Below are 25,733 nucleotides of genomic sequence, written 5' to 3'. Positions count from 1 at the left end.
CAAACCGAACGCAAACAGGCCGTCCCTCACCGGGGGCGGCCTGTTTCCGTTTCTGGTGCTGCTCGGACAGCCGTTCCTTACGGCATCGTCATCTTTTCGCGAGCGTCCGGTAATCGCGACGCTGCCAGGGTCGTCAGGCCGCTCACGCAGTCCGGGCCGAAACGCGACTCATCTGATTGCGCGATCCCCGGCTTCGGGCGAGCCGAGACCCGCCCCCAACGGTCGCAGCGCGCGTCCGACGATCATGAGGGGAGGGGGGACATCACCGTGATGACAGAGCAGCGTTTCCCCCCTTCGCGAGCCGCGCTATGGGCTGGGTCCATGCGACTGCTCATCATCGAGGATGACCGGGAGGCGGCAGCCTATCTGGTGAAGGCGTTCCGCGAGACCGGACACGTCGCCGACAGCGCGCATGACGGGCTCGATGGCTACGCGCTGGCCCGCGAGGGTGCCTACGATGTGCTGATCGTCGACCGGATGCTGCCGAAGCTCGACGGCCTGTCGCTGATCCGCTCCCTCCGCGAGCAGAGCGTCGCGACTCCGGTGCTGATCCTGTCGGCGCTGGGTCAGGTCGACGACCGGGTGAAGGGCCTGCGCGCCGGCGGCGACGATTATCTTCCGAAACCCTACGCGTTCTCGGAGCTTCTGGCTCGCACGGAGGCGCTCGCCCGGCGGCAGGCCGGATCGGGCGCGGCGGAAGAGACGCGCTACAGGGTCGGCGACCTCGAACTCGACCGCCTGTCTCACCGGGTCACCCGCGCCGGCCGCGAAATCCTGCTGCAACCTCGGGAATTCCGCTTGCTCGAATACCTGATGCGGCATGCCGGCCAGGTGGTGACCCGGACGATGCTGCTCGAGCATGTCTGGGACTACCATTTCGATCCGCAAACCAACGTCATCGACGTCCACGTCTCGCGCCTGCGCGGCAAGCTCGACAAGGGTTTTGCCTCGCCGATCATTCACACGGTCCGAGGTGCCGGCTACGTCCTGCGCTTCGACGAGGGCGCGGCCGGGTGAGCATGGGCCTCCCGATCGAGCCGATGCCCCGCGAGACCTTCGGGGCCCGGTTCCAGAAGCTGTTCCGCACCACCGCGTTCAAGCTCTCGCTCGCCTATCTGGCAATCTTCGCCCTCTGCGCCTTCCTGGCTCTCGGCTACGTCGCCTGGAACGCCCGGACGGTGTTGGACGACCAGATCGTCTCGACCATCGATGCCGAGATCAACGGCTTGTCCGAGCAGTACAATGCCGGGGGGCTCCGGCGGCTGATCACCGTCGTCGAGCGCCGGTCCCGCGAGCCAGGCGCGTCCCTCTATCTGGTGACCACGGCGAGCGGCGAGCACGTCGTCGGCAATGTCGGCTACGTCCCGGCGGCGGTGCTGGCGAGCCCTGGCCAGAGTGAGACCCGATACGGGCGGGGCGATTCGGACGTCGATCCCCATCGGGCGATCGTGCGGGTGTTCACCCTTCCGGGCGGATTCCGGCTGCTCGTCGGACGCGACACCGAGGAGCGCGACCGGTTGCGTGCGGTGATCGGCCGGGCGTTCGGCACCTCCCTCGCCGCCGTGGTGATCCTGGGCGTGATCGGTGGCTGGCTGGCGGCGAGCCGGGTCCTGCGCCGGGTCGACGCCATGACGCAGACAACCCGCGCGATCATGGCCGGCGACCTCGACGGACGACTCTACGTCGCGGGCAACGGCGACGAGCTTGACCGCCTCGCTGCGAGCCTCAACCTGATGCTGGAGCGGATCGGCGAACTGATGCGCGGGATGCGCGAGGTCTCCGACAACATCGCCCACGACTTGAAGACGCCGCTGACACGCCTGCGCAACCGGGCCGACGAGGCCCTGCGCAAAGCCGCCTCGCCGGACGAGCTGCGCAACGCCCTCGAAGCGGTGACCGAGGAGAGCGACGGGCTGATCCGGGTGTTCAACGCGCTGCTGATGATCGCGCGCCTGGAAGCCGGAAGCGCTCGAGAGATCCTGGCGCCGGTCGATCTCGGCGCCGCCGTCCGGGAGGTCGGGGAACTCTATGAGGCGCTGGCCGAGGATCAGGGGTTGGACCTCGACGTGCGCGCGGAGGATGGCCTGATCATCGCGGGCAACCGTGAGCTGATCGGGCAGGCGCTGGCCAACCTGATCGACAACGCCCTCAAGTACGGGGCGGATGGATCGGAGACCCGGGTGGCGGTCGAGGCCGCGCGCTCCGGTGATGCCGTCCGCCTCACCGTGTCGGATCACGGACCGGGTATCCCGGAGGCCGAACGCGAGCGCGTATTGGGCCGGTTCGTCCGGCTGGAGGATGCGCGTTCGCGGCCGGGCTTCGGGCTGGGGCTCAGCCTGGTGAACGCCGTGGTGCGCCTGCATCGCGGGACGCTGCGGCTGTCCGACAACGCGCCTGGGCTGCGGATCGAGCTTGCGTTCCCGGCGCAGAATGTGACCCCGGATTCGGGTGACGGCGCGGCCGAAGCGATACCGTCTCCGGCGGATGCGCCGGGAGGCTCGATTTCGCGCCGGCCTTGAGGCAGGTACGTCGTCACGACATCCCGCCACCGCGACCCAGGAGGTTCCATGGCCCTCACGTCCAAGACCGCCCTCGTCACCGGATCCACCAGCGGCATCGGCCTTGCCATCGCGCGCGGCCTCGCGGCCGAGGGAGCCAACGTCGTGCTCAACGGCTTCGGGGATGCGCAGGCCATCGAGGAGACCCGGGCCGGGATCGAGCGCGAGCACGGGGTGAAGGTTCAGTATTCAGCCGCCGACATGAGCAAGCCCGATGCGATCGGCGAGATGGTGCGGGAGGCCGAGGCGGCATTCGGCGCCATCGACGTGCTGGTCAACAATGCCGGCATCCAGTTCGTCTCGCCGATCGAGGACTTCCCACCGGAGAAGTGGGAGCAGATCATCGCGATCAACCTGTCATCGGCGTTTCACGCGATGCATGCCGCGATCCCCGGCATGAAGGCCCGGGGCTGGGGGCGGATCATCAACACTGCCTCGGCGCACTCGCTGGTGGCCTCGCCGTTCAAGTCCGCCTACGTGGCGGCCAAGCATGGGATCAGCGGGCTCAGCAAGGCCGCAGCCCTCGAGCTCGCGCCGCACAAGATCACGGTGAACTGCATCTCGCCGGGCTACGTCTGGACGCCGCTAGTCGAGGCACAGATCCCCGACACTATGAAGGCGCGCGGCCTGACCAAGGAGCAGGTGATCGAGGACGTAATGCTGAAGGCGCAGCCGACGAAGGAGTTCGTCACCGTCGATCAGGTGGCGGCGCTCGCGGTGTTCCTGTGCTCCGATGCGGCGAGCCAGATCACCGGGGCCAATATCAGCATGGATGGCGGCTGGACCGCCCAGTAGCGTCGTAGAGTGGCGGCCTCGCCGGAACGTCGGCGAGGCCGCCTCCGATCAGCGGCGCCCGTGGAACAGCAGGGCGATCCCGTAGCCGACCGCGCCGGCGATCAGCAGCGCGACCAGCGGGTTTTCCTCGACGCGGGCGCCGACGGCGGCGCGGCCGTCGCGCAGGTAGGCACCGCCCCGCTCGTAGGCGTCGCCCGCGACATCCCCGGCCCGGCCATAGGCGTCTCCGGCATAATCAGTCGCCTTGTCGGCGAGGTCCCGGGCCTTGTCCTTGACCTGCCCGTAGGCGTTCTCAGCCTGACCCTGGACATCGCGTACCCGGCCTTCCACCGAATCCCGGTTCGAGCCCACGAAGTCGCCCGCCGCACCCTGGGCCTTACCCAGGGCTTCCTTGGCGCCGCCAACGATCCGATCCGTATCCACCATGACACTCTCCTCGACGTGACCGCGGCACCGGTACGGGAGGAGGTGCCGCAGAATTCCTCGTCGTGCAGCGAACGCGCGAGACCGGGTTTGCGTACCGTGACCCGGCGATTTTCTGTGCCTTGGGCCGCGCGGCGTCGATCACGGTAAACAAGCCGGTGCCGGAACGGGCCGCGGTGCCTCAGAGGCCGATCAACTCGCCGATGGCCGCGGCTCCAGCGGCGGGCGAGGTCTCGCCGCGGGCGACGCCGGCCTCGGCCTCGGCGGTGCTGCGCCTGACCTCGGGCGAGCCGACAAGGCGCTGGTGCAACCGCTCGTGAACGAGCGCCCACATCCATTTCACGTCCTGCGTCCGGCGCTTGGCTTGGATCTCCCCGGTGGCGGTGAGCTTTTCCCGGTGATCGACGATCCGCGCCCAGAGCGCGTCGAGGCGCAGGTTGTGGAAGCCCGAGATCGTGACCACAGGCGGCGTCCAGGTTGACGATGCGGGGGTGAGGATGTGCAGGGCGGCGCGGTATTCCGAGGCCGCCGCGTTGGCCCGCTGCTCGGCCTCGCCGGAATCGGCCTTGTTGACCGCGATCATGTCGGCGAGTTCCAGGATGCCCTTCTTGATGCCCTGAAGCTCGTCGCCGGCCCCGGGCAGCATCAGCACGAGGAAGAAGTCGGTGAGGTCGGCGACCGCCGTCTCCGACTGGCCGACGCCCACCGTCTCCACCAGGATCACGTCGAAGCCGGCCGCCTCGCAGAGCAGCATGGTCTCGCGGGTCTTGGCCGCGACGCCGCCCAGCGTTCCGGAGGACGGGGAGGGGCGGATGAACGCCTTGGGATCGTGGGCGAGCCGCGCCATCCGGGTCTTGTCGCCGAGGATCGAACCGCCGGTGCGCGATGAGGACGGGTCGACTGCCAACACCGCGACCTTGTGGCCGGCCTCCGTCAGGTTCGATCCGAGGGCATCGATGGTCGTAGACTTGCCGACCCCCGGCACGCCCGTGATGCCGACCCGGATCGCCTTGCCGGTCTCCGGCAGAACCGAGTCGATCAAGGCGGCGGCGAGCGCCCGATGGTCGGCGCGTTTCGACTCCGCCAGGGTGATCGCCCGGGCCAGGGCGGCACGGTCGCCGCCCAGCAGTCGCGCGCGCAGGCTCTCGATGTCGATGGTCGGCGTCATGGATCCTTCATGGCGGCGGTTGGCGCTGCCGTCGAGGGGGTATCGTCGCCGGGCCGCGGCCGCGGGGTCTGAGCCGTCTCAACGCGCGCGCGATCAAGCCCGCAGGGTCGACCCCTAACCCTGTGTCCGCGGCACCACGGGGGGCTGAATACCCGTACTCCACAGGGCCGGTGGGCGATCGTGCCCCGCCACGGTCACGATCCTGCGCGACGGATGGCGCCCCGCCCGAACGCACCCGGATCATGTCGAGCCAGACCGTCTCACGCCGCGCACTCCTCCGGATCGGCGCCCTCGCGGGGGCGGCGGGGCTCGCTCCGAGCCTTGGCGCCTGCGTCACCGATGACCTCGGCACCTCTGCGGCGCTGCCTGAAAAGCAGTCGGCGCTGGACGTCATGCCGGTGCTGCTGGTGGCCACGACGCGCAAGCCGGTGGGCAACCCGCCCCGGCCGCCGTACTTCAATTCCGAGCGCGGGCGCGGCCTGAGCTTCGCGGAGGTGCGCCTGTCGCCCCCCGACCGCTCGCTGCTCGGCAAGGTGTCGGCAGTCATCACCGGCGACTGGACCATCGGGGCCGTACCCAAGACCGAGAGCGGCCCAGGTGCCGCCGAGGCCTTCGCGCAGGCGGCGCTCGGCCGCGACGTGCTGATCTACGTCCACGGGTATCGGGAATCGTTCGAATCCGCCGCCGTGAGCGCGGCGCGCCTGTCGGACGGCATCCGGTTCCGGGGCGTCTCGGGCCTGTTCACCTGGCCGTCCGCCGCCGCGACCTTCGACTACAACTACGATCGCGAGAGCGCGCTCTGGTCGCGCGATGCCTTCGAGGACCTGCTGAAGGCCGTCACGTCGACATCGAGCGCCGGGCGGATCAACATCGTCGCCCATTCGATGGGCACGCTGCTGACCCTCGAGACCATCCGGATGCTGCGGGCCGAAGCCGGCGAGGCCGCGATGGCGCGGATCGGCGCGGTGGTGCTGGCCGCCCCCGACATCGATTTCGACCTGTTCTCGAACGGCGTCGCTCGGCTCGGCCCCGACGTGTCGAAGATCACCGTGATCTCATCGACCAACGACCGGGCGCTCGAACTGTCCGCGGCGATCGCGGGCGGCGTCCGGGCCGGCGCCGCCGACCGCGCCAAGCTTGAGGCGCTCGGCGTGCGCGTGGCCGACGCCTCCGATTACGGCGGCGGCCTGATCAACCACGACCTGTTCCTGTCGAACCCCGAGGTGCAGGCGGTGGTCAAGCGCGCCATCGCCCGCGGGGCGGGGGTCTGAGAGAGCCAGCCCGGCACTCACCCCATCCGGGTCGCCATGCTCTGCGGCGGCAGCGGCTCTTCGGGTAGGATCGGTGCGTCGCCGGACGCGTCGAGATGGTCGATCCGTTCGGCCCAGACCCGGAAGCCGACGAGGGGATTGGGGCCGAACGTGTGGGTCAGCGGCACGTCCGCGGCGTCGCGGCCGTAGGCGACCATCACCCGGCCGATCCGCGGGCTGTTGTTGCGCGGGTCGAACACGTGCCAGCGCCCGCCGAGAAACACCTCCATCCAGGCCGCGAAGTCGCCGGCCGGGTGCGGCTCGGGCTCCCCGATGAAGCTGATGTAGCCCGTGCAGTAGCGGGTCGGCACGTTGAGGGCGCGGCAGAAGGCCACGGCGAGGTGGGTGAAGTCGCGGCAGACGCCCCGGCCGCCGGCATAGGCATCCTGCGCCGTGCGGTCGCCATGGGCGAACTCGTACCCGAATGCGATGTGGTCGTGCACGAAGTCGCAAACTGCCTGCACCCGGCCCCAGCCCGGCTCGAGATGTCCGAACAGCCGCCATGCCTCGTCGGCCAGCAAGTCGGATTCGCAGTAGCGGCTGGGCAGCAGGAACACGATCGTCTCGGGCGGCAGCGCCTCGATCGCGTGCTGTTCGGCCTCGGGATGGGCCGGGTCCGGGCTTCCGTCGTCGCCGATCACCGCGTCGGTCCCGAGGGTGAAGTTCCCCGCCGGGGCGGTCAACCGGCCGCACAGGTTGCCGCAGCCGTCGCGATAGAGATCGACCGGCACCGGCGGCTCGGTGCGGAGCGTGTCGGGCGCCTCAAGGGCGTCCGCCCGGGTGGGATGCACGTTCAGCATCACCACCATCGGGACCGGATAGGGGAAGGCGTAGCGCATCTCGCAGCCGAGCCTGATCCGCATCCGCGGTGATCCTTCTTTCCGTTTGGTTTCGTTACGGCCATCGGCCGGGCAGGATTCGCGCCACGCATTCGCGGCGGACTGACTGAGACGGGCTTGGCGGGCGTCCGGTTCACCCCTACAGCATCCGCGCGCGGCGCTCATGACCGCCGGGGTAAGCTTAGGCATTTCTCCCCGGGGCGGTGCGTCGCACCCGCGCGCGATCCCGCTGACCGGGCGCGCCAAGGACGGTTACGAGAAGGATGCCGGCCATGTTCACGCTCGAGATCGAGGGCACCGCCGTGGCGGTGATCAACAGCGACGAGGCGTCCGCCAAGGACCTCTTCACCTGCGAGGGTTTCAAGGAAGACATCCGGACGATGACGAGCGACGGCAAGCCGCTCTGGAACGGCACCTCGCCGCTCACGATCCGGGCCGCCAACGAGGACGAGATCGAGATCTTCGAGGATGCGCTCGCCGAGGATGACGGCGAGGGCGAGTTCACCGACGACAAGCACCATGCCGGCGGCGACACCGCCGAGGAGGAAGACGAGGACGAGGCGGACATCGTCTTCCTCGTCGACATCGACGAGGCGGACGAGGACGACGAAGCCGACGCCTGACATCTGCCGCTGAACTTGGCCGCCTACCGGGGGTTTCCGATCCGATTCGGAATGCAACACCCCGGGAGGACGGACATGGCTGACAGCAGGCAGATCGTTGATGCGCTGGTGCGCGCGCGGCGCGGCGGGATCGCCGCAAGCGCGGCTCTTGGCGGCCTCGCGCTGATCGGGGGGATCGCCTACCGGGCGCTGCGCGGTTCGGCGCCGCCGTCCCAGGACGGCCCGGACTTCTCGAAGGTCGACGAGGACGAGGCCCGGCTGATGCTGCGGGCCATGGTGGCCGCCACCATCGCGGACGGCATGATCGATACCGCCGAGCGCAAGCGCCTCGACGCGGCGGTGGCCGAGGCCGGCCTCGATCCCGACGGGCGGGCCTGGCTCGACCGGGAACTGGAAAGCCCCGCGGAGATCGACGAGATCGCCGAACGGGTGAACGAGCCGGAGGCGGCGGCGCGGATTTACGCGGCCGCGCGGCTCGCGATCGATCCGGACACGCTGCAGGAGCGTCAGTTCCTGAAGATGCTCGCCGAGGCCCTCGACGTGCCCGGCAACGCAACCGCCTCGATCGAGCGAGACATCGGCGCCTGACCGATATCCATACCCGGCTTTGGATCTCCCGCGGCGGCCGAGCTTCGTGCTAGCGTTGCGGTGCGGTGATCCGGGTCGACGCGTCCCGGCCGCTGAAGGCCGGGACGTTCCATGCCAGTGCTGCCGCCATCGCCCGCTCGGTCCCATGCGCGACGGGCCGTCCGGGGCCTCACCGGGGCTCTGTTCGCCGGGAGTCTGATCGCCATGAGCGTCGCCCCCGTCCGCGCCGCCGATCCGCCGCCCGCCCCCCTGACTCTGTCGGGCCAGGGCAGCTTCTTCGTCGGCGGTCGCGATATCCAGTCCGATACGCTCTCGACCCTGCCGGCCTACGCGCCGTCCGGGACGATCACGGTCGATCAGGTCTATGTGCGCTATCAGATTCCGGTCGAGCCCGTGCGGCCGCCGGTGGTTCTGATCCACGGCTGCTGCCTCACCGGCAAGACCTGGGAGACGACCCCGGACGGGCGAATGGGCTGGGACGAGTTCTTCGTCCGTCGCGGCTTCCCGACCTACGTCATCGACCAAGCGTGGCGCGGGCGCTCGGCGATCAGCCCGGCCCAGATCGACGCGGTGAAGATGGGCAAGGCCGAGGCCGATTCGCTGCCGCCGGTCTTCTCCGCCGGGCGCGAGCCGGCCTGGGCGATCTTCCGGTTCGGGCCGGAATACCCGAAGGTGTTTCCGGGCATGCAATTCCCCCTGGAAGCCCAGGGCGAGTTCTGGAAGCAGATGGTCGCCGACTGGTCCGCCGCCCTGCCGGTGCCGAACCCGACCGTGCCGGCCCTGTCGGAACTCGCCAAACGGCTGAAGGGCGCGGTGCTGGTCTCGCACTCGCAATCGGGCATCTACCCGTTCCAGACCGCTGCTCTCGACCGCACCGGGATCCGGGCCATCGTGGCGATCGAGCCCGCCGCCTGCCCGGATCCGGCCAAGGACGATCTGGCCCCCTACAAGGACCTGCCGATCCTGGTCCTGTTCGGCGACTACGTCGACGCCTCGCCCCGCTGGGCACCCCGGCTCAAGCAGTGCCGCAGCTTCGTGGCGGCTGCGAACGCGGCCGGCGGCCGGGCCGAGCTGATCCTGCTCCCGGAAATCGGGATCCACGGCAATTCGCACATGCTGATGCAGGACAAGAACAGCCTCGACATCGCCGACTGGCTGGCCGGCTGGATCGAGAAGCGGGTGACGGGGAAATCCTGATCGGACAGCTGGCGTCGCAACCGGCCCGTCCTCCCAATCATCACCTCATCCTGAGGTGATGCGCAGCAGCCGCGAAGGAGCCGTCCAGGAATCGCGCGGCGGGCGGGAGGACTTCTTCGCGGGCTTCGCTTTGCTACGCCACCGCAGGATGAGGGGGAAATCCGGAACGGGCTCGTCTCGTAAGCTTGGTCAGCCCGGATTCCGCTCCGACAGAAATTTTCCCATCCGCTCGAGCGCCCTGCGGATGTTCTCGGCCGAATTTGCGTAGGACAGCCGGATATAGCCTTCGCCGTGGATCCCGAAATCCGGGCCGCCGATCACCGCGACGCCCGCCTCCTCCAGCAGGGTGGCGGCGAGGGACTTGGCCTTCCACCCGGTCTCGGAGACATTCGGGAAGGCGTAGAACGCGCCCTTCGGGGCAATGCACGAGACGCCCGGCAACGCGTTCAGCCCGTCGATCACGATCGCCCGTCGCCGGTCAAACTCGGCCACCATCTCGGCCACGCAATCCTGCGGGCCGTCGAGCGCCGCGATGCCGGCCCATTGGGTCGAGGCGTTCACGCAGGAATGGGCGTTGACCGCGAGCTTCCGGGCCGCGTCGTAGAGCGGCTTCGGCCAGACCGACCAGCCGAGTCGCCAGCCGGTCATCGCGTAGGTCTTCGACGCGCCGTCGAGGTAGATCAGCCGGTCGCGAATCTCGGGATAGGTCAGCAGCGAGTGATGGGCTTCGCCGTCATACGTCATCGTGCCGTAGATCTCGTCCGACAGCACTGCGACATCCGGGTGGTCGGCAAGGCCCGCCACCAAAGCGTCGATCTCCGCCTTGGGCGTCACGCCACCGGTCGGGTTGGCGGGCGAGTTCACGATCAAGAGGCGGGTCTTCGGCGTGATCAAGGCCAAGGTCTCGGCGGCCGAGAAGGCGAAGCCGTTCGCCTCGCGGATCGGCACCGGCACCGGCGTCGCCCCGGTGAACTCGATCATCGAGCGATAGATCGGAAAACCCGGATCCGGGTACAGGATCTCGGCGCCGGGCTCGCCGAACATCAGGATCGCCATGAACATGGTGATTTTGCCGCCCGGCACGATCATCACGGATTCGGGCGAGACCTCGACGGCGTGACGGCGGTGGATGTCGCGGGCCACGGCCTCGCGAAGACCCGGGATGCCCACGGCCGGCGTGTAGCCGTGGTGCCCGTCGCGCAGGGCCTTGATGCCCGCCTCGACCACGTGGGCCGGCGTCGGCATGTCGGGCTGGCCGATGCCGAGGTTGATCACGTCCCGCCCTTGGGCTGAGAGCGCCTGGGCGCGGGCCAGCACCGTGAACGCGTTCTCCTCGCCGATGCGCGAGAAGGCCGGGACGACGTGCAGCATCGCGCTCTCCGCGGGACGGTCGTTCTAGTGCTTGGTGCGCTCGGCGAGCTTCATGGCCCCGAACGACATCGCCACGGCGATCGCGCCCAGGATCACGAAGGTCTTCACCGAGGCGTAGAACAGGGCCGGCTCGATGCCCGTGTCCGTGTAGAGCACCAGGCCGATGGCGGCCAACGGCAGGGAGAGCAGGATGAACAGGGGGACGAGCGGGTTCATGTTGGGCACTCGGATCCGGCGCGCGGTGGGCCGCGGCTCGTGGGCGTCGAACCTGCATACCACCCTGCTGCAACGGTTGGGACCCCGGCGGCGGCAGTTTTTCGCCGGATCGCGCTGCCGCTCACCGAAGCGCAAGCATTTAACCGGATACTGGCTTTCCGGGAGGAGATGCCAGTATGCGCCCAACAGCAGTTACGTCGAGAGGCAGTAGCCAAAATCTATCGCCGCTCGACATCCTGACGGCGCAGATCGGCCGGCTCCTGCGGCATCCTGCCTACAGGCGCGAAAGTGTCGTCAGTTCGCTGCTGCAGCGCCACCTGCCGAAAGATGCCGGCTATGCCTGGAACGGCGAAGCCGCCCTGCGCGACCGCCTCGGCCGTGCCGCCCTCGACGCGGCGAGCATCGACCATCTCATCCGCAACGCCCAGGCCGAGATCCAGCGCCTGCGGGGGCCGAGCGACGCCTGACGGCCGTCAGGCCGGAACCCGCACGGTCGCCCGCAGCCCACCCAGCGGGCTCTCGTGCAGGGCGATGTCCCCGCCATGCGCCCGGGCGATATCCCGGGCGATCGCCAACCCGAGCCCGGATCCGCCCGCATCCTGGCGAGAATCATCGAGGCGCACGAACGGCTTGAACACCTCCTCGCGGCTCTCGGGCGGGATCCCCGGGCCGTCGTCGTCGATCGAGACGTAGAAGGCGCGGGCCTCCAGCCGGCCGGAGATCGCCACCGTGTCGCCGTACCGGGCGGCGTTGGCGGCGAGGTTGAACAGGCAGCGCCGGAACGCCCCCGGCCGTACCGTGACCTCCGGGGCTCCCGCCAGATTGACCTCCGAGACATGAGCCCCCAGGCGCTCAACGTCGCTGCGCAGGTCTTCCAGCAGCGCGCGCATGTCCGTGGGCGTCGCCGGCTCGGCGGAATCACCGCGCGCGAAGGCGAGATAGCCCTCCAGCATCCGGCTCATCTCGTCGACGTCACGGCTGAGATCCTCGATCTCACTGGTCTGCTCGAACAACGCCAGGGAGAGGCGGAAGCGCGTGAGGATGGTGCGCAGGTCGTGGCTCACGCCGTTGAGCATCGTCGTGCGCTGCTCCATGGCCCGCTCGATGCGCCGCTTCATCTCGATGAAGGCGTGGCCGGCCTGGCGCACCTCCCGGGCTCCGCGCGGCCTGAACTCGATCTCCCGGCCCTTGCCGAAGCCCTCCGCTACGGCGGCGAGCCGCAGGATCGGTTTGATCTGGTTGCGCAAAAACAGGATCGCGACGCCGAGCAGCACCAGCGACGAGCCGATCATCCAGACCAGGAAGATGTGCGAGTTCGATGCGTAGGCCTGGCTGCGCCGGGCGGTGATCCGCATCACCCCGTCCGGGATCGCCACCCTGATCTCGATCAGGTTCGAGCGGCCGACCGTGTCGATCCAGAACGGCCGTCGGATCTGGCGGCTGATCTCGTCCGAGAGCGCTTCGTCCAGGATCGAGAAGAACGGCCGCGGCCCTTGGGTCGGAAGCTTGGCGCCCTTCAGGATGTCGAGGTCGAGGTTCAGCCGCTCGGCGGCGATGCGCGACAGGGTCTCGGCATCCCGGTCTTGGGGGTAGCTCTCGTAGATGTCGATCAGCGCCGCCACGTCCGCGGTTACCGCGGCCGACAGGCGCTTGGTCACGAGCTGCCAGTGCCGCTCCATGAACGTGTAGGCGATCACCGACTGGAGCAGGACCACGGGCGCGATGATGATGATCAGCGACCGGGCATAGAGTCCCTTGGGCAGGACATCGCCGATCGACCGGCTCAGTCGCTTCCACAGCCGGTGCGGTGCCGAACGCGGCCGCACCGGGTCGGTCCGCAGGGTGCGCGCCAGGACGGGATCGGGGGCGTTCACGAAACCGCGCGCCCGCGTCCGCCGAGGCGGGATCGGGATCGGCGACGTGGGGGCCGTCTCAGGGGGGCGGGCATGGCGCGGGCGGCTGCGAGAGGTCGGGCGTTATCGCACCGGCACCGCGATCGGCCAAGGCGGCGCGGGCGCACGGGATGGGCCTCCGTTCCAACCCGTGCGCCGGCAGCGATGTCTCGGCCGAAGCGGTCGTCGCCCTGAATGCGGTCCGGTGCCGGTCGCGCCCGGACGCTAGCCCCTCGGCGTCGGTCGCCACTCCGGCGGGGCCATCTCGAAGCCGGAGAAGTCGAAGCCCGGCGAGACCGTGCAGCCCACGAGCGTCCAGGCGCCGAGGCTGGTGGCGGTCTGCCAATGGCCGGCCGGCACCACGCATTGCGGGCGCTGCCCGGCGGCGAGATCGGATCCGAGATGCTGGGCGGTGGCGTCGTGGCCATTCGGGCTCGTGGTGATCACTAGCGGGGCGCCGGCATGCCAGTGCCAGATCTCGGTGGCGTCCACGCGGTGCCAGGCCGAGGCCTCGCCGATGTCGAGCAAAAAATAGATCGCGGTGCCGACCGAGCGGCCGTCCACCATGCGCGGATCGCGGAAGGTCTCGCGGTAATACCCGCCCTCCGGATGGGGTTTGAGGCCCAGTGTCGCGATCACCTCGGCTGCTGTCGTCATTCGCCTCTCCGCGTGCCGCGCCGGCGGCTTGCCGGCACTTGGCGCCGATGGTACCGGCGCAACACTCTCAAGGTCCCAAAAAAATGCCGAGCCCGATCGTACGCCTCCACCGTGGCGACCTGCCCGCCGATTACGATGCGGGCCGGGCGGTGGCCATCGACACCGAGACGCTCGGCCTCAACCCGCACCGGGACCGGCTCTGCGTGGTGCAGATCTCAACGGGGGACGGCACGGCCGACGTAGTCCAGATCCCGCAGGACGGGCCGGAGCCGGTCGTGCTCAAGCGCCTCCTGGCGGATCCCGAAGTCCTAAAAATCTTCCACTTCGCCCGGTTCGACGTGGCGGTGCTGTTCAAGGCGTTCGGCGTAATGCCGGCGCCGGTCTACTGCACCAAGATCGCCTCGAAGCTCGCCCGCACCTACACCGACCGCCACGGGCTCAAGGACGTGGTCCGCGAGCTGGTGGGCGTCGATCTCTCCAAGCAGCAGCAATCCTCCGATTGGGGCGCCGAGACCCTGACGCAGGCGCAGCAGGATTACGCGGCCTCGGACGTGCTCCATCTCCACGCCGCCCGGGAGCGGCTCGACGCGATGCTGGCCCGCGAGGACCGCACCGATCTCGCCGCCGCCTGCTTCGCCTTCCTGCCGACCCGCGCCCGACTCGATCTCGACGGGTGGCCGGAGACCGACATCTTCGCGCACACCTGAGCGGTGGCGCCCGGTCCCCGCGCGGCGATTCCTGTGCAGAACGGGGCTTTCCCGTCACCGCGGCGCGATGGGGGACTGCTAGGTTTCCCGTGCCGGGGCTCGCGAGTCGCGGCCAGGCCCTCCTCGCCGGTCATCCACCCGATCAGGCCGGCCGGGAGGGCCCGTCCTCAGGTCAGCGTGCGCGGGCCTGACGGGGTCGCGATCCGGGCGGTGTAGCGCGGGAGCGGGCCGGGGACGATCCGCAGCGGATCGACGAGGCCGAGCCCCGCCAGCCGGGCCGCCGTCGCGTCCGGATCCGGGTGCTCCAGCGTGAAATCCGCGAGACGTGCCCCGAGATCCGGCATCGTCCCGGCCGGGTGCAGACGGCGGCCCCAATCCATCGCGTAGGGCGCGGCGCCGTCCGCCGGCCAGGTCCCGTCCGGGCGCAGGCCGAAGCGCCACGACAGCGCGCCCCGGGTCAGCGTCGCCGCCGCGCCGAGCAGGTCGGGATGGGCGGCGAGCAGGGTGTCGAGGTCGTCGGTGCGGGCGACGAAGCCGCGCAGCCGCCGGCCGGCCTCCCACTCCGCCCGCACCCGCGCGGCCTCGCCGAGGCCGAACCAGCGGGCGCGCGCCGGAGGCGCTGCCTCGGGATCGACGGCGATCACTTCGAGGAACGTCGATGCGCCGAGGCGCAGCAGGTGGTTGCGGGTGCCCATTTCGGGATGGCGCCCGCCTTCCGGCAAATCGAGGCCGAGGCAGTCGCGGACATGGGCCACGCCCTCCGCGAGATCGGGGGCCACGACGACGAGGTGGTCGAGGGTGAGCATGCGTGCATCCGCCGCTTTGAACGATCGAGACTGCCGCGTGTCACAAGCTCTTCCGCTGGTCGAGATGAACCTGGATAAGGAAGCGCCGAAGGTCCTCCGGATCACGTAAGTGCAAGTCGATGCAGGCGGTGGCCCAGAGTTTTATCCCTTCCTTCGGTGTCAGGTCGCTCTCCAGCACCGCGCCTTTGAAATCGTGCAAGCAGCTCGATCCTCGCCCTTGAAGCAGCCGAGAATCGCGGCGGTGGCTTCCTCGGACGACGCGTCCTGATCGTCGATGCTCTAATTGAACCGCTCACCGAAGTGGATGAATTCCGGTGTGGCGGGCATCCGTCCCGATTCCCGCCGCGCCCGGTTCCGCAGCTTGCTCTGTCGGCTCACGACTGCTTTCGCGTCACAATCTGTCTCGCACTCTCTTGAGGAAGGCTCGGAGTCCGGCGCCATCATAGAATACGATGTCTGCCTCCGACGACCACCACAGCTTTCGCAGTTCCTCGTCCGAGACATCGTCCTGCGTGAGGGTGTCAAGATAGGCCTTCAGGTGGCCTCGTTCGGTGTCGTCCTTGAAAGGGGAAAGGATCCATTGAATGATCGCGTCTTCAGTCGAAAAATCATCCATAAGATCTTGATGGAATTGACGTGTGAATGTGTCAAATTCTGACGATTTTACCAACGGACGTGAAGCCGATTGGATAATGATTTCAGGGCGGAGGGCTTGTTTTAAAATATCTCCTTCAGCAGTATTATGCGACATAAGTACAACAATTGGAAAAACGACATAATCATTTTCAGATCTCTTAGTAATCACAATCGGTCACGAATCTTATTCAAGAACAATCTCAGTGGAGGCGCGGAATGGAACAACCACTGCGCTTTCGAGTCGTTCCAGATACCTAATAATTCCTTGTCGTCGAAATCGTCGCTGGCGATAAGAGAGAGATAGCCACGCAAAGATAAGCGGCGCTCTTGCGAAAACGGCTCTATGGCAAATTGCAATAATTCCGCCTCGGTGCTGAAAATGCGATCGACGTCTTGAAAAAAGCGTTCGGTTAATTCGTCAAACTCGGGATGTGTAGACATTTCAATCTCCTTCATTGTAAGGAAATGCCGATTGTACGTGATAACCTCGCGATGACCGCCGATCGCGGACTATATATATGGCAACGCCATACGTATTTATCATGTACATCACGCCATCTTTGGTAATGTATGCCTCGCGGCCGGTTCGATATCCGAACCGCGTTGTAAAGTAGGCGCGATCTTTCTCCCCAGACGCCACTTCATCAACGCGCTGCGCGTTGATTTCTAACGTTCGGTTGACGAGATCGTTAGCTGACTCTCGGGAGTCAAACGAGACGTCGCGTTGCGGTCCACCATGGGCCAACAGGTTTCCCCATTGGCTCTTCCGCACGCGTTCCATCATCTCTTCGTCGGTCTTTCCGACGTGTGAATCAATTGTATGCCCCCAAATTTTTCCTCTTCTTCTTCTAAAAATACATTATATTGGTATTTATCTTTGTCGCCGACATTATATATGCGCGCTGTGTTGTCGTTCTCAGGCCGAACTGAACCGTCGTCACTCGTCCACTGTCCCCCGTCCGGATGCCCAGCGGGGACCCGCGGCTGGCCGGGATTGTAGGCCCGAAGGATGAGGCCAAGTCGAAGCAGCTTCACCTCAACACTGAGAGCTGCCAGTTGCCACCGGAACCGGGTGACGACGATCTCTTTCGTGACCATGAATCACCCCGCCTGCGAGCGGGTCATCCATAGGCTAATAATCTTATATGTCAAGCGTGTTCTTGTTTTGTTCGATAGTCCGCTTTGGAGTAGGCGACGGGCGCTTCCAACTCACCTCTCACAGCCGGGGCCGGGCTTCGCGCCCGGCCCGCCCCTTCACATCACAGCGAGTAGTACTGCACGAACTCGATCGGGTGCGGGGTCATCTCGTAGCGCAGCACCTCGGTCATCTTCAGCTCGATGAACGAGTCGATCTGATCGTCCGTGAACACGCCGCCCTCCTTGAGGAAGGTGCGGTCCTTGTCGAGGCTGGTGAGCGCCTCGCGGAGCGAACCGCACACGGTCGGGATCTTCTTCAGCTCCTTCGGCGGCAGCTCGTACAGGTCCTTGTCCATGGCCGGGCCCGGGTCGATCTTGTTGCGGATGCCGTCGAGGCCGGCCATCAGCAGGGCCGAGAAGGCCAAGTAGGGGTTGGCCATCGGGTCGGGGAAGCGGACCTCGACGCGCTTGGCGTTCGGGCTCTTGGTCCACGGAATCCGGCAGGAGGCCGAGCGGTTGCGCGCCGAGTAGGCGAGCAGCACCGGCGCCTCGTAGCCTGGCACCAGCCGCTTGTAGGAGTTGGTCGACGGGTTTGTGAAGGCGTTGAGCGCCTTGGCGTGCCGGATGATGCCGCCGATGTACCACAGGCATTCCTGGGAAAGTCCGGCATACTTGTCGCCGGCGAAGACCGGCTTGCCGTCCTTCCAGATCGACTGGTGAACGTGCATCCCCGAACCGTTGTCGCCGTAGACTGGCTTGGGCATGAAGGTCGCCGACTTGCCGTAGCTCTGTGCGACGTTATGGATGCAGTACTTGTAGATCTGCATGTGGTCGGCGAGCTTGGTCAGCACGTCGAACTTCATGCCGAGCTCGTGCTGGGCGCTGGCCACCTCGTGGTGGTGCTTCTCGACCTTCACGCCCATGGACTGCATCGCGGCCAGCATCTCGCCGCGCATGTCCTGGGCCGAATCCTGCGGCGGGACCGGGAAGTAGCCGCCCTTGGTCTGGACCCGGTGTCCGAGGTTGCCGCCCTCGTAATCGGTGAAGCCGTTGGTCGGCAGTTCGGTCGAGTCGAGCTCGAAGCCGGTGCGGTAGGGGTCGGCGGCGAACTTCACGTCGTCGAACACGAAGAACTCGGCCTCGGGGCCGACATTGATCGTGTCGCCGATCCCGGTCTGCTGCAGGTAGGCCTCGGCGCGCTTGGCGGTGCCGCGGGGATCGCGGGAATAGGGCTCGCCTGTGGCGGGCTCGAGCACGTCGCAGATGATCGACAGGGTCGAGGCCGAGAAGAACGGGTCGAGGCAGGCGGTGGACGGGTCCGGCATCAGCAGCATGTCGGACTCGTTGATCGCCTTCCAGCCCGCGATCGACGAGCCGTCGAACATCGTGCCTTCGGCGAAGATCTCATCGTCGATCAAGGAGACGTCGAACGTGACGTGCTGCCACTTGCCGCGCGGGTCGGTGAACCGGAAGTCCACGTAGCGTACGTCGTTGTCCCGGATGGTCTTCAGAACCTCGGCCGCAGTCGTCATCGTGGGCATCCTCCAGGAAAGGCGTCGGGGATTCTCGCTCGGGGCGGCCGTCGTCGGGTCGGGCCGCACCGGCCGAGCCGCTTGATATCCGTCGCGCGCGCGCGTTGCCACCCGCGGACGGGCGAAATCGCCCATGGAACGAGACGTTTGGCTCTTTCTCGGAGCGAGCCTCTCGATTCTGTGATTGCCTATCCGCGCAATCACCACTCATCGAAGGCGGTCGAAGACAGTCCTGGCATGCTCCATGCAAAGGCGGCAGCGGCCGTCGAGATGGCGGCATGCCGTTCGCGTCGCCTGGGGGTTGACCGGGTCGCGCATCGACAACGGACGAGAGAACCGGAATGACGAAATATAAGCTCGAGTATATATGGCTCGACGGGTATACGCCGGTCCCGAACCTGCGCGGTAAGACGCAGATCAAGGAATTCGACAGCTTCCCGACCCTCGATCAACTTCCGATGTGGGGCTTCGACGGCTCGTCCACGAAGCAGGCCGAGGGCGGCAGCTCCGACTGCATGCTCAAGCCCGTGCGCCACTTCCCCGACCCGGCCCGCAAGAACGGTGTCCTGGTCCTGTGCGAAGTGATGATGCCGGACGGCAAGACCCCGCACGAGTCGAACAAGCGCGCGACCATCCTGGACGATGCCGGCGCCTGGTTCGGCTTCGAGCAGGAGTACTTCCTGTACAAGGACGGCCGCCCGCTCGGCTTCCCGGCCAGCGGCTTCCCGGCCCCGCAGGGCCCCTACTACACCGGTGTCGGCTATTCGAACGTCGGCGACGTCGCCCGCAAGATCGTCGAGGAGCACCTCGACCTCTGCCTCGACGCGGGCATCAACCACGAGGGCATCAACGCCGAGGTGGCCAAGGGCCAGTGGGAATTCCAGATCTTCGGCAAGGGCTCCAAGAAGGCCGCCGATGAGATGTGGATGGCCCGCTACCTGCTGCAGCGGCTCTGCGAGTCCTACGGCATCGACGTCGAGTACCATTGCAAGCCGCTCGGCGACACCGACTGGAACGGGTCGGGCATGCACTGCAACTTCTCGACCGCGTTCATGCGCGAGCACGGTGGCAAGGCCTATTTCGAAGCGCTCATGGAGGCGTTCAAGACCAACCGCGAGGATCACATCGCCGTCTATGGCCCGGACAACCACATGCGGCTGACCGGCAAGCACGAGACCGCCTCGATCCACGAGTTCTCGTACGGCGTGGCCGACCGCGGCGCCTCGATCCGCGTGCCCCACTCCTTCGTGAACAGCAGCTACAAGGGCTACTTGGAGGATCGCCGCCCGAACTCGCAGGGCGACCCCTACCAGATCGCCTCGCAGGTGCTGAAGACGATCTCTTCGGTGCCGACCGAGGCCGCCGTCGCAGCCTGAGGCGGACCGAAAGCCAAGAGCTTTCGACGTCGAGCAATCCCCGGAGCCGGGCCCTCGCGCCCGGCTTCGCCGTTTTCAGGTCCGGCGCGGGCGCTCGTCGTCGCGGATCGCGGCCTCGTGGTACCAGGCGCCGCCGAAGCTCGGCATCGGCGCAGGTTTGGCCTTCTCGGCCGCCCGCGGCGCCGGTCGGGCGCGCCGGAACGCCGACAATTCGTAGATCTTGGCGGTCTCGCGCCCGTCGGTTCCGGCCATCACATGGTCCTCCTGAGTGGGATCGAAGCGGCCGATCCGGCCGTGCGATCCCGAGGATGTGGGGTTGCCGGCCCAACACTCCATGCCCCGGCACGTCGATGCCGGACATTCGTGCAGCGTGAATTCTTAGGCAGGATGGTGGCGGGACAGGAAGCACAAGTTCGCGGCGCGGGAATGCTGATCGTTCCTGTGATCAAGGCGTAAGATCCGCGGGCTGGACGCCGCGCGGATCAGCCTTCAGATCGCGTCGGTGCCAGTCTCGCCGGTGCGGATGCGGATCGCTTCTTCGATCGTTGAGACGAAGATCTTGCCGTCGCCGATGCGCCCGGTCTGGGCCGACTTGCGGATCGCTTCCACGGCGCCCTCGACGAGGGCGTCCGACAGCACGATCTCCAGCTTCACCTTGGGCAGGAAGTCGACCACGTATTCGGCGCCGCGGTACAGCTCCGTATGGCCCTTCTGACGGCCAAAACCCTTTGCCTCGATGACGGTGATGCCCTGGAGGCCGACCTCCTGGAGCGCCTCCTTCACCTCGTCGAGCTTGAAAGGCTTGATGATCGCTTCGATCTTCTTCATGCCGCTCGGGCCTGCGCTGCGCTGCCGGATATTTCTAACATCGTCGGGAAGCCTCCGCCACGCCGATTTCGCGACGGGCATCACGTTAATGCCCATTCGGAGCGCAAGCTACGCACATCCTTCGGGCTTTCGATGATTTTCTGGCGCATTTTTAATCAGAGGTGTTCGGTGCACGGGCAGACGTGGGGATGAGCATGCGAGTGCTGACGGTGGCGGCGATGCGCCGGGTCGATGCGGCGGCCATCGACTGCGGTATTCCTGGCTTTCGACTGATGGAGGCCGCTGGTGCCGTGGTGGCCGCCCGCGCCGCGGCCCGGTTGCCCGATGGCGGACGGGCCGTCGTGCTGTGCGGGCCCGGCAACAATGGCGGCGACGGGTTCGTCGCCGCGCGGCTGCTGGCGGAACGCGGCTACCGGATCGAACTGTGCGTCCTCGGCGATCGCTCCGCCCTGACAGGTGATGCAGCCCTCGCGGCCGAGGCCTGGACCGGCCCCGTGCATCCAGCCACGGCCGACGCACTGCCCTCCGGCGACCTCGTGATCGACGCGCTGTTCGGAGCCGGCCTGTCGCGCGACCTCGACGGTGCCGCCCGTGCCCTGGTCGAGGCCGTGAATGCCGGTGGCTGCCCGGTGCTGGCCGTGGACGTCCCGAGCGGCGTGGACGGCGACACCGGCGCCGTACGCGGCGTCGCGATCCGCGCCGTGGAGACCGTGACCTTCGTCGCGTTCAAGCCGGGGCATCTGCTTCAGCCCGGGCGGGGCCTGTGCGGGCACCGGCACCTGGCCGATATCGGGGCGGGTGAAGCAGCCTTGGCGATCGGCCTCGCAGCGGCCGAGCCGGCGCTCTACCGGAACGGGCCGGATCTGTGGGTACGGGTGTTCCCACGCCTAACCGGCGAGAGCCATAAATACACCCGCGGGCACGCGTTGGTTCTGTCCGGGCCCGCCACCAAGACCGGTGCGGCCCGGCTCGCCGCCAGGGGCGCCCTGCGGGTCGGGGCCGGCCTGGTCACGCTCGCCTCCCCCACGGCTGCGCTGGCGGAGAACGCCGCCCAGCTCACCGCCATCATGCTGCGTCCCTGCGAGACCGCCGACGACCTCGACGACCTGCTCACCGATGAGCGCCTCAACGTCGTGCTGGCCGGTCCGGGCCTTGGGATCGGCGAGCCGACCCGCGAGCGGGTTGCGGTGGCGGCGGCCGCCATGCGCAGCCTGGTCCTGGATGCCGACGCGTTGACCAGCTTCTCGGGGCAGGCCCCTTTGATGGCCGCCCATATCGCGGACGGGGAATCGCACGCCGTGCTCACCCCCCATGAGGGCGAGTTCGCGCGGCTGTTCGGCGGCACGGACGCCACCACCGAGGGCGCCGACAAGGTCGCCCGCACCCGCGCCGCCGCCGCACTCACCGGTGCCGTCGTCGTGCTGAAAGGATCCGACACCGTGATCGCGAGCCCGGACGGCCGGGCGACGATCAACGATCACGGCACCCCGTATCTCGGCACGGCCGGATCGGGTGATGTGCTCGGCGGCCTGATCGCCGGGTTGTTGGCGCAGGGCATGCCGCCCTTCGAGGCCGCCGCGGCCGCCGTCTGGCTCCACGGCGATGCCGGCCTGCGCCACGGCCCGGGCCTGATCGCCGAGGACATTCCCGAACTGATGCCCGCTGTCCTCAGTGGTCTCCTCGACGCTGCCCCGTAGGGAACGGGCTGCCGTTCAGGTGACCTCGAACAGGGTCCACAGGCCGGTGTCGAACCGCTCCAGCACCGTGGCGCTGATCAGCCAGCGCCCCGGATTGTCGGCCAGGAAGCCGATGCGGGCGGTCCGGCCTTCCAGAAGCTGGAACGTGTCGAGCCAGTAGGGCTCCCAGCCGTCGTCGAGGGGATGGAGAAGCCGGAAGCAATGGCCGTGCAGGTGCAGGGCCTGCGGGAAGCCGGTCTCGTTGCGCAGGGCCAGAACCACGACCTGCCCGCGCTTCACCGTGAAGATCGGCTGGAGGCCCGTTGTGGCGCTGGCCCCGTTCACCGCCCAGATCTTCTGGGGATCGCCGGTATAGACCGGCTCCGGCGCCGGCTTGTCCTTTCCGGCATCCTTGGCGGCCTTCGGGACGATCGCGCCGCCGGTGATCACCACGTCCCGCCGCAGGGCGTTCTGGAGCTTGATCTCCGCGGGCAGGCGCTTGTTCTCGCCGATCGGGCCGATCGGCGGCCGCTTGTCGGCGATCGGGGTCCCCTTCGTGGTGACGGTGGCCAGGGTCAGGCCCTGTCCGACCAGCGCGATGATCGAGCACACGGCGCCTTCGGTCTCGGGCAGGTCGACCATCAGGTCGTAGCGGGTGCCCGGAGGGAACGGCAGGGTCGCCCGCAGGGGCTCGAACGTGTCGGTCGGCTGCCCGTCCACCGCCGCCACGTAGACCTTCACGCCCTCGAACCGGAGCCGGGTTCCGCGAGCGTTGCAGGCATTGCCGAGCCGCAGGCGGACGCGCGCGCCCGGACGCGCCTCGAACGTGTCCGGAACGGGCTTGCCGTTGACGGTCACGAGATTGCCGAGCCGTCCGTTCGCCGCTGCGAACTGAACCTGACCGAACGGCATCACGCTGGCGTCGTCTTCCAGCCGCCAATCTTGCATCACCAGGCCGACGTCGGCATCGACCAGCGGCGGGGTCGCCTCCTCGACCACCAGCATGCCGGCGAGACCCCGGCCGGATGGCTCGCTCGCCCCGCCGACCACGAGGGGGCGGATCAGGAAGGTGCCGGCGTCGGGAGGCGTGAACTGGTAAAGAAAGCTGCCGCCGGGCGGGATCGGCGCCTGGGTCACGCCGCCGACGCCGTCCATCGCGTTGACGTTGCGCACCCCGTGCCAATGGAGCGAGAGCGGCTTGTCGGTGCGGTTCTCGATCTTGAGCCGGACCGGCTGACCGATCTTGACCCGGACCAGCGGGGGCAGGGCCTTGCCGTCGAAACACCAGACCGGTGTCTCGGCCGCGGGCTCGGGCCGCAGACGGGTCTTGCCCGGGGCGGCCGGCAGGGCGGGGGGCTGGGCCGCGGCATCCGCCGGGGGCGGAACGGGTGTCGCCGAGCCTGTCCCGGGCGCCTGGGCCCGCCCCGTCTCCGGCATCAGCCCGAACGCGGCCGCCGTGGCAAGCAGGGTCCGGCGCGACGGCTGACCGGTGCGCGGATCGGTCGGCGGCACGGGGCGGGATGAGGTCATGGGATCTCGACGGCGGCTCGCGATGGCCCCGGCTAGATAGCGGCGTGCCCGCCCGCGCGCCACCGCCGCCACGGGAGGTCAAGTTTTTTGCTGCGAGCCGTGCGGCCTATGCTATAGGGCGCGCTTCCGGCGGCCGGCGACGCGCCGGGTGTCGGCGCGCGCGGGCGTGGCGGAACTGGTAGACGCGCTGGATTTAGGTTCCAGTGTCGCAAGACGTGGGGGTTCGAGCCCCTCCGCCCGCACCAGGACGCTTTCAGATGGCGCGGTCCCGTTCGGGGCCGCCTCATCCCCGTATCCGACACCGTCGTATCCCGGACCGCGCGACCAAGCCACACGACGCCGGCCCGGCCGGCGGCCACAAGGTCTTTTGAAGAGCGACGACGACGATGCAGGTGACCGAGATCAACGCCCAGGGTCTGAAGCGCGAGTTTCAGGTGCTGCTGGCCGCCCAGGAACTCGAGGAGCGCCTGAATACCGAGCTCTCCGGCATGAAGGACAAGGTCCAGCTGAAGGGCTTCCGCCCCGGCAAGGTCCCGGTGGCGCATTTGCGCAAGGTCTATGGCCGGTCCGTCATGGCCGAGGTGGTGCAGAACGCGGTCAACGAGGCGAACCGCAAGATCGTGGCCGACAACGATCTCAAGCTCGCTCTGGAGCCGCAGGTCGAGTTCCCGACCGACCAGGCCGAGATCGAGAAGGCGCTCGACGCCAAGGCCGACCTGGCCTTCAAAGTCGCCCTCGAGGTGATGCCGAACTTCGAGCTGGCCGACCTGTCCGATGTCAGCCTTAAGAAGCTCGTCGCCAAGCCGGAAGAGTCCGAGGTCGATGAGGCCCTGCAGCGCATGGCCGGCCAGAGCCGCCCGTTCAGCGAGCGGGAAGAGGGCGCCGAGGCTCAGGACGGCGACCGCGTGACGATCGATTTCGTCGGCCGCATCGACGGCGAGGAGTTCCAGGGCGGCAAGGGCGAGGGCATCGACTTGGAGCTCGGCTCCGGTTCGTTCATCCCCGGCTTCGAGGAGCAGCTGGTCGGCGCCGAGGTCGGCGACAAGCGGGTCGTGAAGGCGACCTTCCCGGAGGCCTACGGGGCCGAGCAGCTCGCCGGCAAGGATGCCGAGTTCGACGTGACCGTCACGAAGATTCAGGCGGCCGGCGAAGCCAAGATCGACGACGAGTTCGCCAAGTCGCTCGGCATGGAATCGCTCGAGAAGCTGCGTGAGGCGATCGCCAAGGCGATCGGCGGCGACTTCGAGGCGGCCTCGCGGCGCAAGCTGAAGAAGGAACTCCTGGACGCCCTGGACGGCAAGTACGCCTTCGAGCTGCCGCCCTCCCTGGTCGCGCAGGAATTCGCCAGCGTCTGGGCCCAGGTCGAGCAGGACCTGAAAGCTCGCGGCAAGAGCTTCGAGGACGAGGACACCACCGAGGAGAAGGCCCAGGCCGACTACCGGAAGATCGCCGAGCGTCGCGTCCGGCTCGGACTCGTGCTTGCGCAGGTCGGCGAGAGCGCCGATATCAAGGTTTCCGACGAAGAGGTGAACCAGGCCCTCATCGCTCGGGTCCGGCAGTTCCCGGGCCAGGAGCAGCAGGTGTGGGACTTCTACCGCAAGAACCCGCAGGCGCTCGCCGAGCTTCGGGCGCCGTTGTTCGAGGAGAAGGTGGTTGACCACGTCCTCGGTCAGGTCAAACTCGTCGAGGAGCCGGTCTCGAAAGAGACGCTTTTCGCCGATGAGGATGACGACGACACGACCGGCGAGAAGCCGGCAGATAACGCCGAGGCCAAGGACGAGTCCAACGCCGAGGCAAAGGCCGACTGAGCCCCGCACTGTCCCAGGACGGCGGGCATAGGGTTAGGCGATGGTTAAGCATCGCCAGTG

At 67.8% G+C, this 25,733-nt stretch carries 29 protein-coding genes and 1 tRNA gene; 13 read left to right on the top strand and 17 right to left on the bottom strand.

Going from position 1 to position 25,733, the window contains the following annotated elements; all coding sequences use genetic code 11:
• Positions 1 to 321: 321 nt before the first annotated feature.
• From ACYQPG_RS29715 to ACYQPG_RS29705, 3 genes are read left to right on the top strand one after another with little or no spacing between them, the layout of a single operon-like run.
• Positions 322 to 1,017 (top strand): response regulator transcription factor, encoded by a 696-nt coding sequence (locus ACYQPG_RS29715; RefSeq protein ID WP_147910430.1) that lies wholly within the window; start codon positions 322 to 324, stop codon positions 1,015 to 1,017.
• Between the two features lie 2 nt (positions 1,018 to 1,019).
• Complete coding sequence (locus tag ACYQPG_RS29710) at positions 1,020 to 2,519, top strand: sensor histidine kinase (protein WP_461232530.1); 1,500 nt, start codon at positions 1,020 to 1,022, stop codon at positions 2,517 to 2,519.
• 48 nt (positions 2,520 to 2,567) lie between these two features.
• The gene (locus tag ACYQPG_RS29705) at positions 2,568 to 3,353 is read left to right on the top strand and encodes a 3-hydroxybutyrate dehydrogenase (RefSeq protein WP_147910429.1); all 786 of its coding nucleotides are present in this window, start codon (positions 2,568 to 2,570) and stop codon (positions 3,351 to 3,353) included.
• Positions 3,354 to 3,401: 48 nt separating this feature from the next.
• On the opposite strand, the gene ACYQPG_RS29700 is transcribed toward ACYQPG_RS29705, so the two are convergent.
• Entirely contained in the window at positions 3,402 to 3,779 is a 378-nt protein-coding gene (locus ACYQPG_RS29700; RefSeq protein WP_147910428.1) for a CsbD family protein, read from the bottom strand.
• 178 nt (positions 3,780 to 3,957) lie between these two features.
• On the bottom strand, positions 3,958 to 4,944 hold the full coding sequence (gene meaB / locus ACYQPG_RS29695; RefSeq protein ID WP_461232400.1) for a methylmalonyl Co-A mutase-associated GTPase MeaB: 987 nt from the start codon (positions 4,942 to 4,944) through the stop codon (positions 3,958 to 3,960).
• Positions 4,945 to 5,186: 242 nt separating this feature from the next.
• Between meaB and ACYQPG_RS29690 the strand changes: the two genes are divergently transcribed.
• The gene (locus ACYQPG_RS29690) at positions 5,187 to 6,215 is read left to right on the top strand and encodes an alpha/beta hydrolase (protein WP_147910426.1); all 1,029 of its coding nucleotides are present in this window, start codon (positions 5,187 to 5,189) and stop codon (positions 6,213 to 6,215) included.
• A 17-nt stretch (positions 6,216 to 6,232) separates the two neighbouring features.
• Here the strand turns inward: ACYQPG_RS29690 and ACYQPG_RS29685 are convergent, their stop codons facing one another.
• On the bottom strand, positions 6,233 to 7,117 hold the full coding sequence (locus ACYQPG_RS29685) for a transglutaminase-like domain-containing protein (RefSeq protein ID WP_461232399.1): 885 nt from the start codon (positions 7,115 to 7,117) through the stop codon (positions 6,233 to 6,235).
• 248 nt (positions 7,118 to 7,365) lie between these two features.
• Between ACYQPG_RS29685 and ACYQPG_RS29680 the strand changes: the two genes are divergently transcribed.
• The 3 genes from ACYQPG_RS29680 to ACYQPG_RS29670 all read left to right on the top strand — a co-directional run bounded on the left by ACYQPG_RS29680 (position 7,366) and on the right by ACYQPG_RS29670 (position 9,501).
• Positions 7,366 to 7,716, top strand: coding sequence for a hypothetical protein (locus ACYQPG_RS29680; RefSeq protein ID WP_147910424.1), 351 nt, complete (start codon positions 7,366 to 7,368; stop codon positions 7,714 to 7,716).
• Between the two features lie 75 nt (positions 7,717 to 7,791).
• Positions 7,792 to 8,304 carry a DUF533 domain-containing protein gene (locus ACYQPG_RS29675; RefSeq protein ID WP_419830843.1) on the top strand — a complete coding sequence of 171 codons (513 nt, stop codon included), beginning with the start codon at positions 7,792 to 7,794 and terminating at the stop codon, positions 8,302 to 8,304.
• Between the two features lie 204 nt (positions 8,305 to 8,508).
• Positions 8,509 to 9,501 (top strand): alpha/beta hydrolase family protein, encoded by a 993-nt coding sequence (locus ACYQPG_RS29670; RefSeq protein WP_147941324.1) that lies wholly within the window; start codon positions 8,509 to 8,511, stop codon positions 9,499 to 9,501.
• 189 nt (positions 9,502 to 9,690) lie between these two features.
• Here the strand turns inward: ACYQPG_RS29670 and ACYQPG_RS29665 are convergent, their stop codons facing one another.
• Both ACYQPG_RS29665 and ACYQPG_RS29660 read right to left on the bottom strand, forming a co-directional pair.
• The gene (locus tag ACYQPG_RS29665) at positions 9,691 to 10,872 is read right to left on the bottom strand and encodes a pyridoxal phosphate-dependent aminotransferase (protein WP_419830842.1); all 1,182 of its coding nucleotides are present in this window, start codon (positions 10,870 to 10,872) and stop codon (positions 9,691 to 9,693) included.
• A 24-nt stretch (positions 10,873 to 10,896) separates the two neighbouring features.
• On the bottom strand, positions 10,897 to 11,088 hold the full coding sequence (locus ACYQPG_RS29660; RefSeq protein ID WP_147910420.1) for a hypothetical protein: 192 nt from the start codon (positions 11,086 to 11,088) through the stop codon (positions 10,897 to 10,899).
• Between the two features lie 176 nt (positions 11,089 to 11,264).
• Here ACYQPG_RS29660 and ACYQPG_RS29655 point away from each other — a divergent pair, with 176 nt between their 5' ends.
• Positions 11,265 to 11,555, top strand: coding sequence for a hypothetical protein (locus tag ACYQPG_RS29655; protein ID WP_147910419.1), 291 nt, complete (start codon positions 11,265 to 11,267; stop codon positions 11,553 to 11,555).
• A 6-nt stretch (positions 11,556 to 11,561) separates the two neighbouring features.
• Here ACYQPG_RS29655 and ACYQPG_RS29650 read toward each other — a convergent pair whose 3' ends face one another.
• Together ACYQPG_RS29650 and ACYQPG_RS29645 are read right to left on the bottom strand one after the other, a co-directional pair.
• Entirely contained in the window at positions 11,562 to 12,914 is a 1,353-nt protein-coding gene (locus ACYQPG_RS29650) for an ATP-binding protein (RefSeq protein WP_461232529.1), read from the bottom strand.
• Positions 12,915 to 13,205: 291 nt separating this feature from the next.
• Entirely contained in the window at positions 13,206 to 13,637 is a 432-nt protein-coding gene (locus ACYQPG_RS29645; protein ID WP_461232398.1) for a cupin domain-containing protein, read from the bottom strand.
• An 83-nt stretch (positions 13,638 to 13,720) separates the two neighbouring features.
• Here ACYQPG_RS29645 and ACYQPG_RS29640 point away from each other — a divergent pair, with 83 nt between their 5' ends.
• Entirely contained in the window at positions 13,721 to 14,344 is a 624-nt protein-coding gene (locus ACYQPG_RS29640) for a ribonuclease D (RefSeq protein WP_461232397.1), read from the top strand.
• A 167-nt stretch (positions 14,345 to 14,511) separates the two neighbouring features.
• Here the strand turns inward: ACYQPG_RS29640 and ACYQPG_RS29635 are convergent, their stop codons facing one another.
• The 7 genes from ACYQPG_RS29635 to glnA all read right to left on the bottom strand — a co-directional run bounded on the left by ACYQPG_RS29635 (position 14,512) and on the right by glnA (position 18,455).
• Positions 14,512 to 15,150, bottom strand: a complete 639-nt coding sequence (locus ACYQPG_RS29635) for a VOC family protein (protein ID WP_461232396.1) — start codon at positions 15,148 to 15,150, stop codon at positions 14,512 to 14,514.
• Positions 15,151 to 15,190: 40 nt separating this feature from the next.
• Positions 15,191 to 15,349 (bottom strand): hypothetical protein, encoded by a 159-nt coding sequence (locus tag ACYQPG_RS29630; protein WP_187193412.1) that lies wholly within the window; start codon positions 15,347 to 15,349, stop codon positions 15,191 to 15,193.
• A 192-nt stretch (positions 15,350 to 15,541) separates the two neighbouring features.
• Entirely contained in the window at positions 15,542 to 15,955 is a 414-nt protein-coding gene (locus ACYQPG_RS29625; RefSeq protein ID WP_461232395.1) for a hypothetical protein, read from the bottom strand.
• On the bottom strand, positions 15,952 to 16,227 hold the full coding sequence (locus tag ACYQPG_RS29620; protein ID WP_147941477.1) for a hypothetical protein: 276 nt from the start codon (positions 16,225 to 16,227) through the stop codon (positions 15,952 to 15,954). The genes ACYQPG_RS29625 and ACYQPG_RS29620 overlap by 4 nt, the downstream gene beginning before the upstream one ends.
• 1 nt (position 16,228) lies before the next feature.
• Complete coding sequence (locus ACYQPG_RS29615) at positions 16,229 to 16,567, bottom strand: RNase A-like domain-containing protein (RefSeq protein WP_461232528.1); 339 nt, start codon at positions 16,565 to 16,567, stop codon at positions 16,229 to 16,231.
• Complete coding sequence (locus ACYQPG_RS29610; RefSeq protein WP_461232394.1) at positions 16,567 to 16,884, bottom strand: hypothetical protein; 318 nt, start codon at positions 16,882 to 16,884, stop codon at positions 16,567 to 16,569. The genes ACYQPG_RS29615 and ACYQPG_RS29610 overlap by 1 nt, the downstream gene beginning before the upstream one ends.
• Before the next feature lie 161 nt (positions 16,885 to 17,045).
• Positions 17,046 to 18,455 carry a type I glutamate--ammonia ligase gene (gene glnA, locus ACYQPG_RS29605; protein WP_419830838.1) on the bottom strand — a complete coding sequence of 470 codons (1,410 nt, stop codon included), beginning with the start codon at positions 18,453 to 18,455 and terminating at the stop codon, positions 17,046 to 17,048.
• A 341-nt stretch (positions 18,456 to 18,796) separates the two neighbouring features.
• Between glnA and ACYQPG_RS29600 the strand changes: the two genes are divergently transcribed.
• Complete coding sequence (locus tag ACYQPG_RS29600) at positions 18,797 to 19,831, top strand: glutamine synthetase beta-grasp domain-containing protein (RefSeq protein ID WP_147910537.1); 1,035 nt, start codon at positions 18,797 to 18,799, stop codon at positions 19,829 to 19,831.
• A gap of 75 nt (positions 19,832 to 19,906) precedes the next feature.
• On the opposite strand, the gene ACYQPG_RS29595 is transcribed toward ACYQPG_RS29600, so the two are convergent.
• Positions 19,907 to 20,083, bottom strand: coding sequence for a DUF2735 domain-containing protein (locus ACYQPG_RS29595; protein WP_147941474.1), 177 nt, complete (start codon positions 20,081 to 20,083; stop codon positions 19,907 to 19,909).
• Positions 20,084 to 20,320: 237 nt separating this feature from the next.
• A complete protein-coding gene (locus tag ACYQPG_RS29590) occupies positions 20,321 to 20,659 on the bottom strand; it encodes a P-II family nitrogen regulator (RefSeq protein ID WP_003600526.1) in 339 nt (112 codons plus the stop codon).
• A gap of 194 nt (positions 20,660 to 20,853) precedes the next feature.
• Here ACYQPG_RS29590 and ACYQPG_RS29585 point away from each other — a divergent pair, with 194 nt between their 5' ends.
• Positions 20,854 to 22,356, top strand: a complete 1,503-nt coding sequence (locus ACYQPG_RS29585; protein ID WP_461232527.1) for an NAD(P)H-hydrate dehydratase — start codon at positions 20,854 to 20,856, stop codon at positions 22,354 to 22,356.
• 15 nt (positions 22,357 to 22,371) lie between these two features.
• On the opposite strand, the gene ACYQPG_RS29580 is transcribed toward ACYQPG_RS29585, so the two are convergent.
• Positions 22,372 to 23,865, bottom strand: a complete 1,494-nt coding sequence (locus ACYQPG_RS29580) for a multicopper oxidase family protein (RefSeq protein ID WP_461232393.1) — start codon at positions 23,863 to 23,865, stop codon at positions 22,372 to 22,374.
• A 160-nt stretch (positions 23,866 to 24,025) separates the two neighbouring features.
• On the opposite strand from ACYQPG_RS29580, the gene ACYQPG_RS29575 reads away from it, so the two are divergent.
• Together ACYQPG_RS29575 and tig are read left to right on the top strand one after the other, a co-directional pair.
• Positions 24,026 to 24,110: transfer RNA gene (locus ACYQPG_RS29575), tRNA-Leu, on the top strand.
• A gap of 141 nt (positions 24,111 to 24,251) precedes the next feature.
• Positions 24,252 to 25,673, top strand: coding sequence for a trigger factor (tig, locus tag ACYQPG_RS29570; protein ID WP_461232392.1), 1,422 nt, complete (start codon positions 24,252 to 24,254; stop codon positions 25,671 to 25,673).
• The last annotated feature ends 60 nt before the right edge of the window (positions 25,674 to 25,733 follow it).

The sequence above is a fragment of the Methylobacterium sp. CM6246 genome (assembly GCF_054818005.1).
Note: the sequence above shows the minus strand (reverse complement) of the source record. Positions and strands in the feature narration are given on the sequence as shown.

Excerpts from the sequence above, each read along its gene's own strand:
- ACYQPG_RS29665 (WP_419830842.1), bottom strand. The coding sequence starts at position 10,872 with ATGCTGCACGTCGTCCCGGCCTTCTCGCGCATCGGCGAGGAGAACGCG.
- ACYQPG_RS29610 (WP_461232394.1), bottom strand. The coding sequence starts at position 16,884 with ATGGTCACGAAAGAGATCGTCGTCACCCGGTTCCGGTGGCAACTGGCA.
- ACYQPG_RS29655 (WP_147910419.1), top strand. The coding sequence starts at position 11,265 with ATGCGCCCAACAGCAGTTACGTCGAGAGGCAGTAGCCAAAATCTATCG.
- ACYQPG_RS29660 (WP_147910420.1), bottom strand. The coding sequence starts at position 11,088 with ATGAACCCGCTCGTCCCCCTGTTCATCCTGCTCTCCCTGCCGTTGGCC.
- ACYQPG_RS29615 (WP_461232528.1), bottom strand. The coding sequence starts at position 16,567 with ATGGAACGCGTGCGGAAGAGCCAATGGGGAAACCTGTTGGCCCATGGT.
- ACYQPG_RS29675 (WP_419830843.1), top strand. The coding sequence starts at position 7,792 with ATGGCTGACAGCAGGCAGATCGTTGATGCGCTGGTGCGCGCGCGGCGC.
- ACYQPG_RS29635 (WP_461232396.1), bottom strand. The coding sequence starts at position 15,150 with ATGCTCACCCTCGACCACCTCGTCGTCGTGGCCCCCGATCTCGCGGAG.
- ACYQPG_RS29600 (WP_147910537.1), top strand. The coding sequence starts at position 18,797 with ATGACGAAATATAAGCTCGAGTATATATGGCTCGACGGGTATACGCCG.
- ACYQPG_RS29620 (WP_147941477.1), bottom strand. The coding sequence starts at position 16,227 with ATGTCTACACATCCCGAGTTTGACGAATTAACCGAACGCTTTTTTCAA.
- ACYQPG_RS29705 (WP_147910429.1), top strand. The coding sequence starts at position 2,568 with ATGGCCCTCACGTCCAAGACCGCCCTCGTCACCGGATCCACCAGCGGC.
- meaB (WP_461232400.1), bottom strand. The coding sequence starts at position 4,944 with ATGACGCCGACCATCGACATCGAGAGCCTGCGCGCGCGACTGCTGGGC.
- ACYQPG_RS29710 (WP_461232530.1), top strand. The coding sequence starts at position 1,020 with ATGGGCCTCCCGATCGAGCCGATGCCCCGCGAGACCTTCGGGGCCCGG.
- tig (WP_461232392.1), top strand. The coding sequence starts at position 24,252 with ATGCAGGTGACCGAGATCAACGCCCAGGGTCTGAAGCGCGAGTTTCAG.
- ACYQPG_RS29670 (WP_147941324.1), top strand. The coding sequence starts at position 8,509 with ATGAGCGTCGCCCCCGTCCGCGCCGCCGATCCGCCGCCCGCCCCCCTG.
- ACYQPG_RS29690 (WP_147910426.1), top strand. The coding sequence starts at position 5,187 with ATGTCGAGCCAGACCGTCTCACGCCGCGCACTCCTCCGGATCGGCGCC.
- ACYQPG_RS29715 (WP_147910430.1), top strand. The coding sequence starts at position 322 with ATGCGACTGCTCATCATCGAGGATGACCGGGAGGCGGCAGCCTATCTG.
- ACYQPG_RS29595 (WP_147941474.1), bottom strand. The coding sequence starts at position 20,083 with ATGGCCGGAACCGACGGGCGCGAGACCGCCAAGATCTACGAATTGTCG.
- ACYQPG_RS29645 (WP_461232398.1), bottom strand. The coding sequence starts at position 13,637 with ATGACGACAGCAGCCGAGGTGATCGCGACACTGGGCCTCAAACCCCAT.
- ACYQPG_RS29580 (WP_461232393.1), bottom strand. The coding sequence starts at position 23,865 with ATGACCTCATCCCGCCCCGTGCCGCCGACCGATCCGCGCACCGGTCAG.
- ACYQPG_RS29680 (WP_147910424.1), top strand. The coding sequence starts at position 7,366 with ATGTTCACGCTCGAGATCGAGGGCACCGCCGTGGCGGTGATCAACAGC.
- ACYQPG_RS29640 (WP_461232397.1), top strand. The coding sequence starts at position 13,721 with ATGCCGAGCCCGATCGTACGCCTCCACCGTGGCGACCTGCCCGCCGAT.
- glnA (WP_419830838.1), bottom strand. The coding sequence starts at position 18,455 with ATGACGACTGCGGCCGAGGTTCTGAAGACCATCCGGGACAACGACGTA.
- ACYQPG_RS29585 (WP_461232527.1), top strand. The coding sequence starts at position 20,854 with ATGCGAGTGCTGACGGTGGCGGCGATGCGCCGGGTCGATGCGGCGGCC.
- ACYQPG_RS29590 (WP_003600526.1), bottom strand. The coding sequence starts at position 20,659 with ATGAAGAAGATCGAAGCGATCATCAAGCCTTTCAAGCTCGACGAGGTG.
- ACYQPG_RS29700 (WP_147910428.1), bottom strand. The coding sequence starts at position 3,779 with ATGGTGGATACGGATCGGATCGTTGGCGGCGCCAAGGAAGCCCTGGGT.
- ACYQPG_RS29685 (WP_461232399.1), bottom strand. The coding sequence starts at position 7,117 with ATGCGGATCAGGCTCGGCTGCGAGATGCGCTACGCCTTCCCCTATCCG.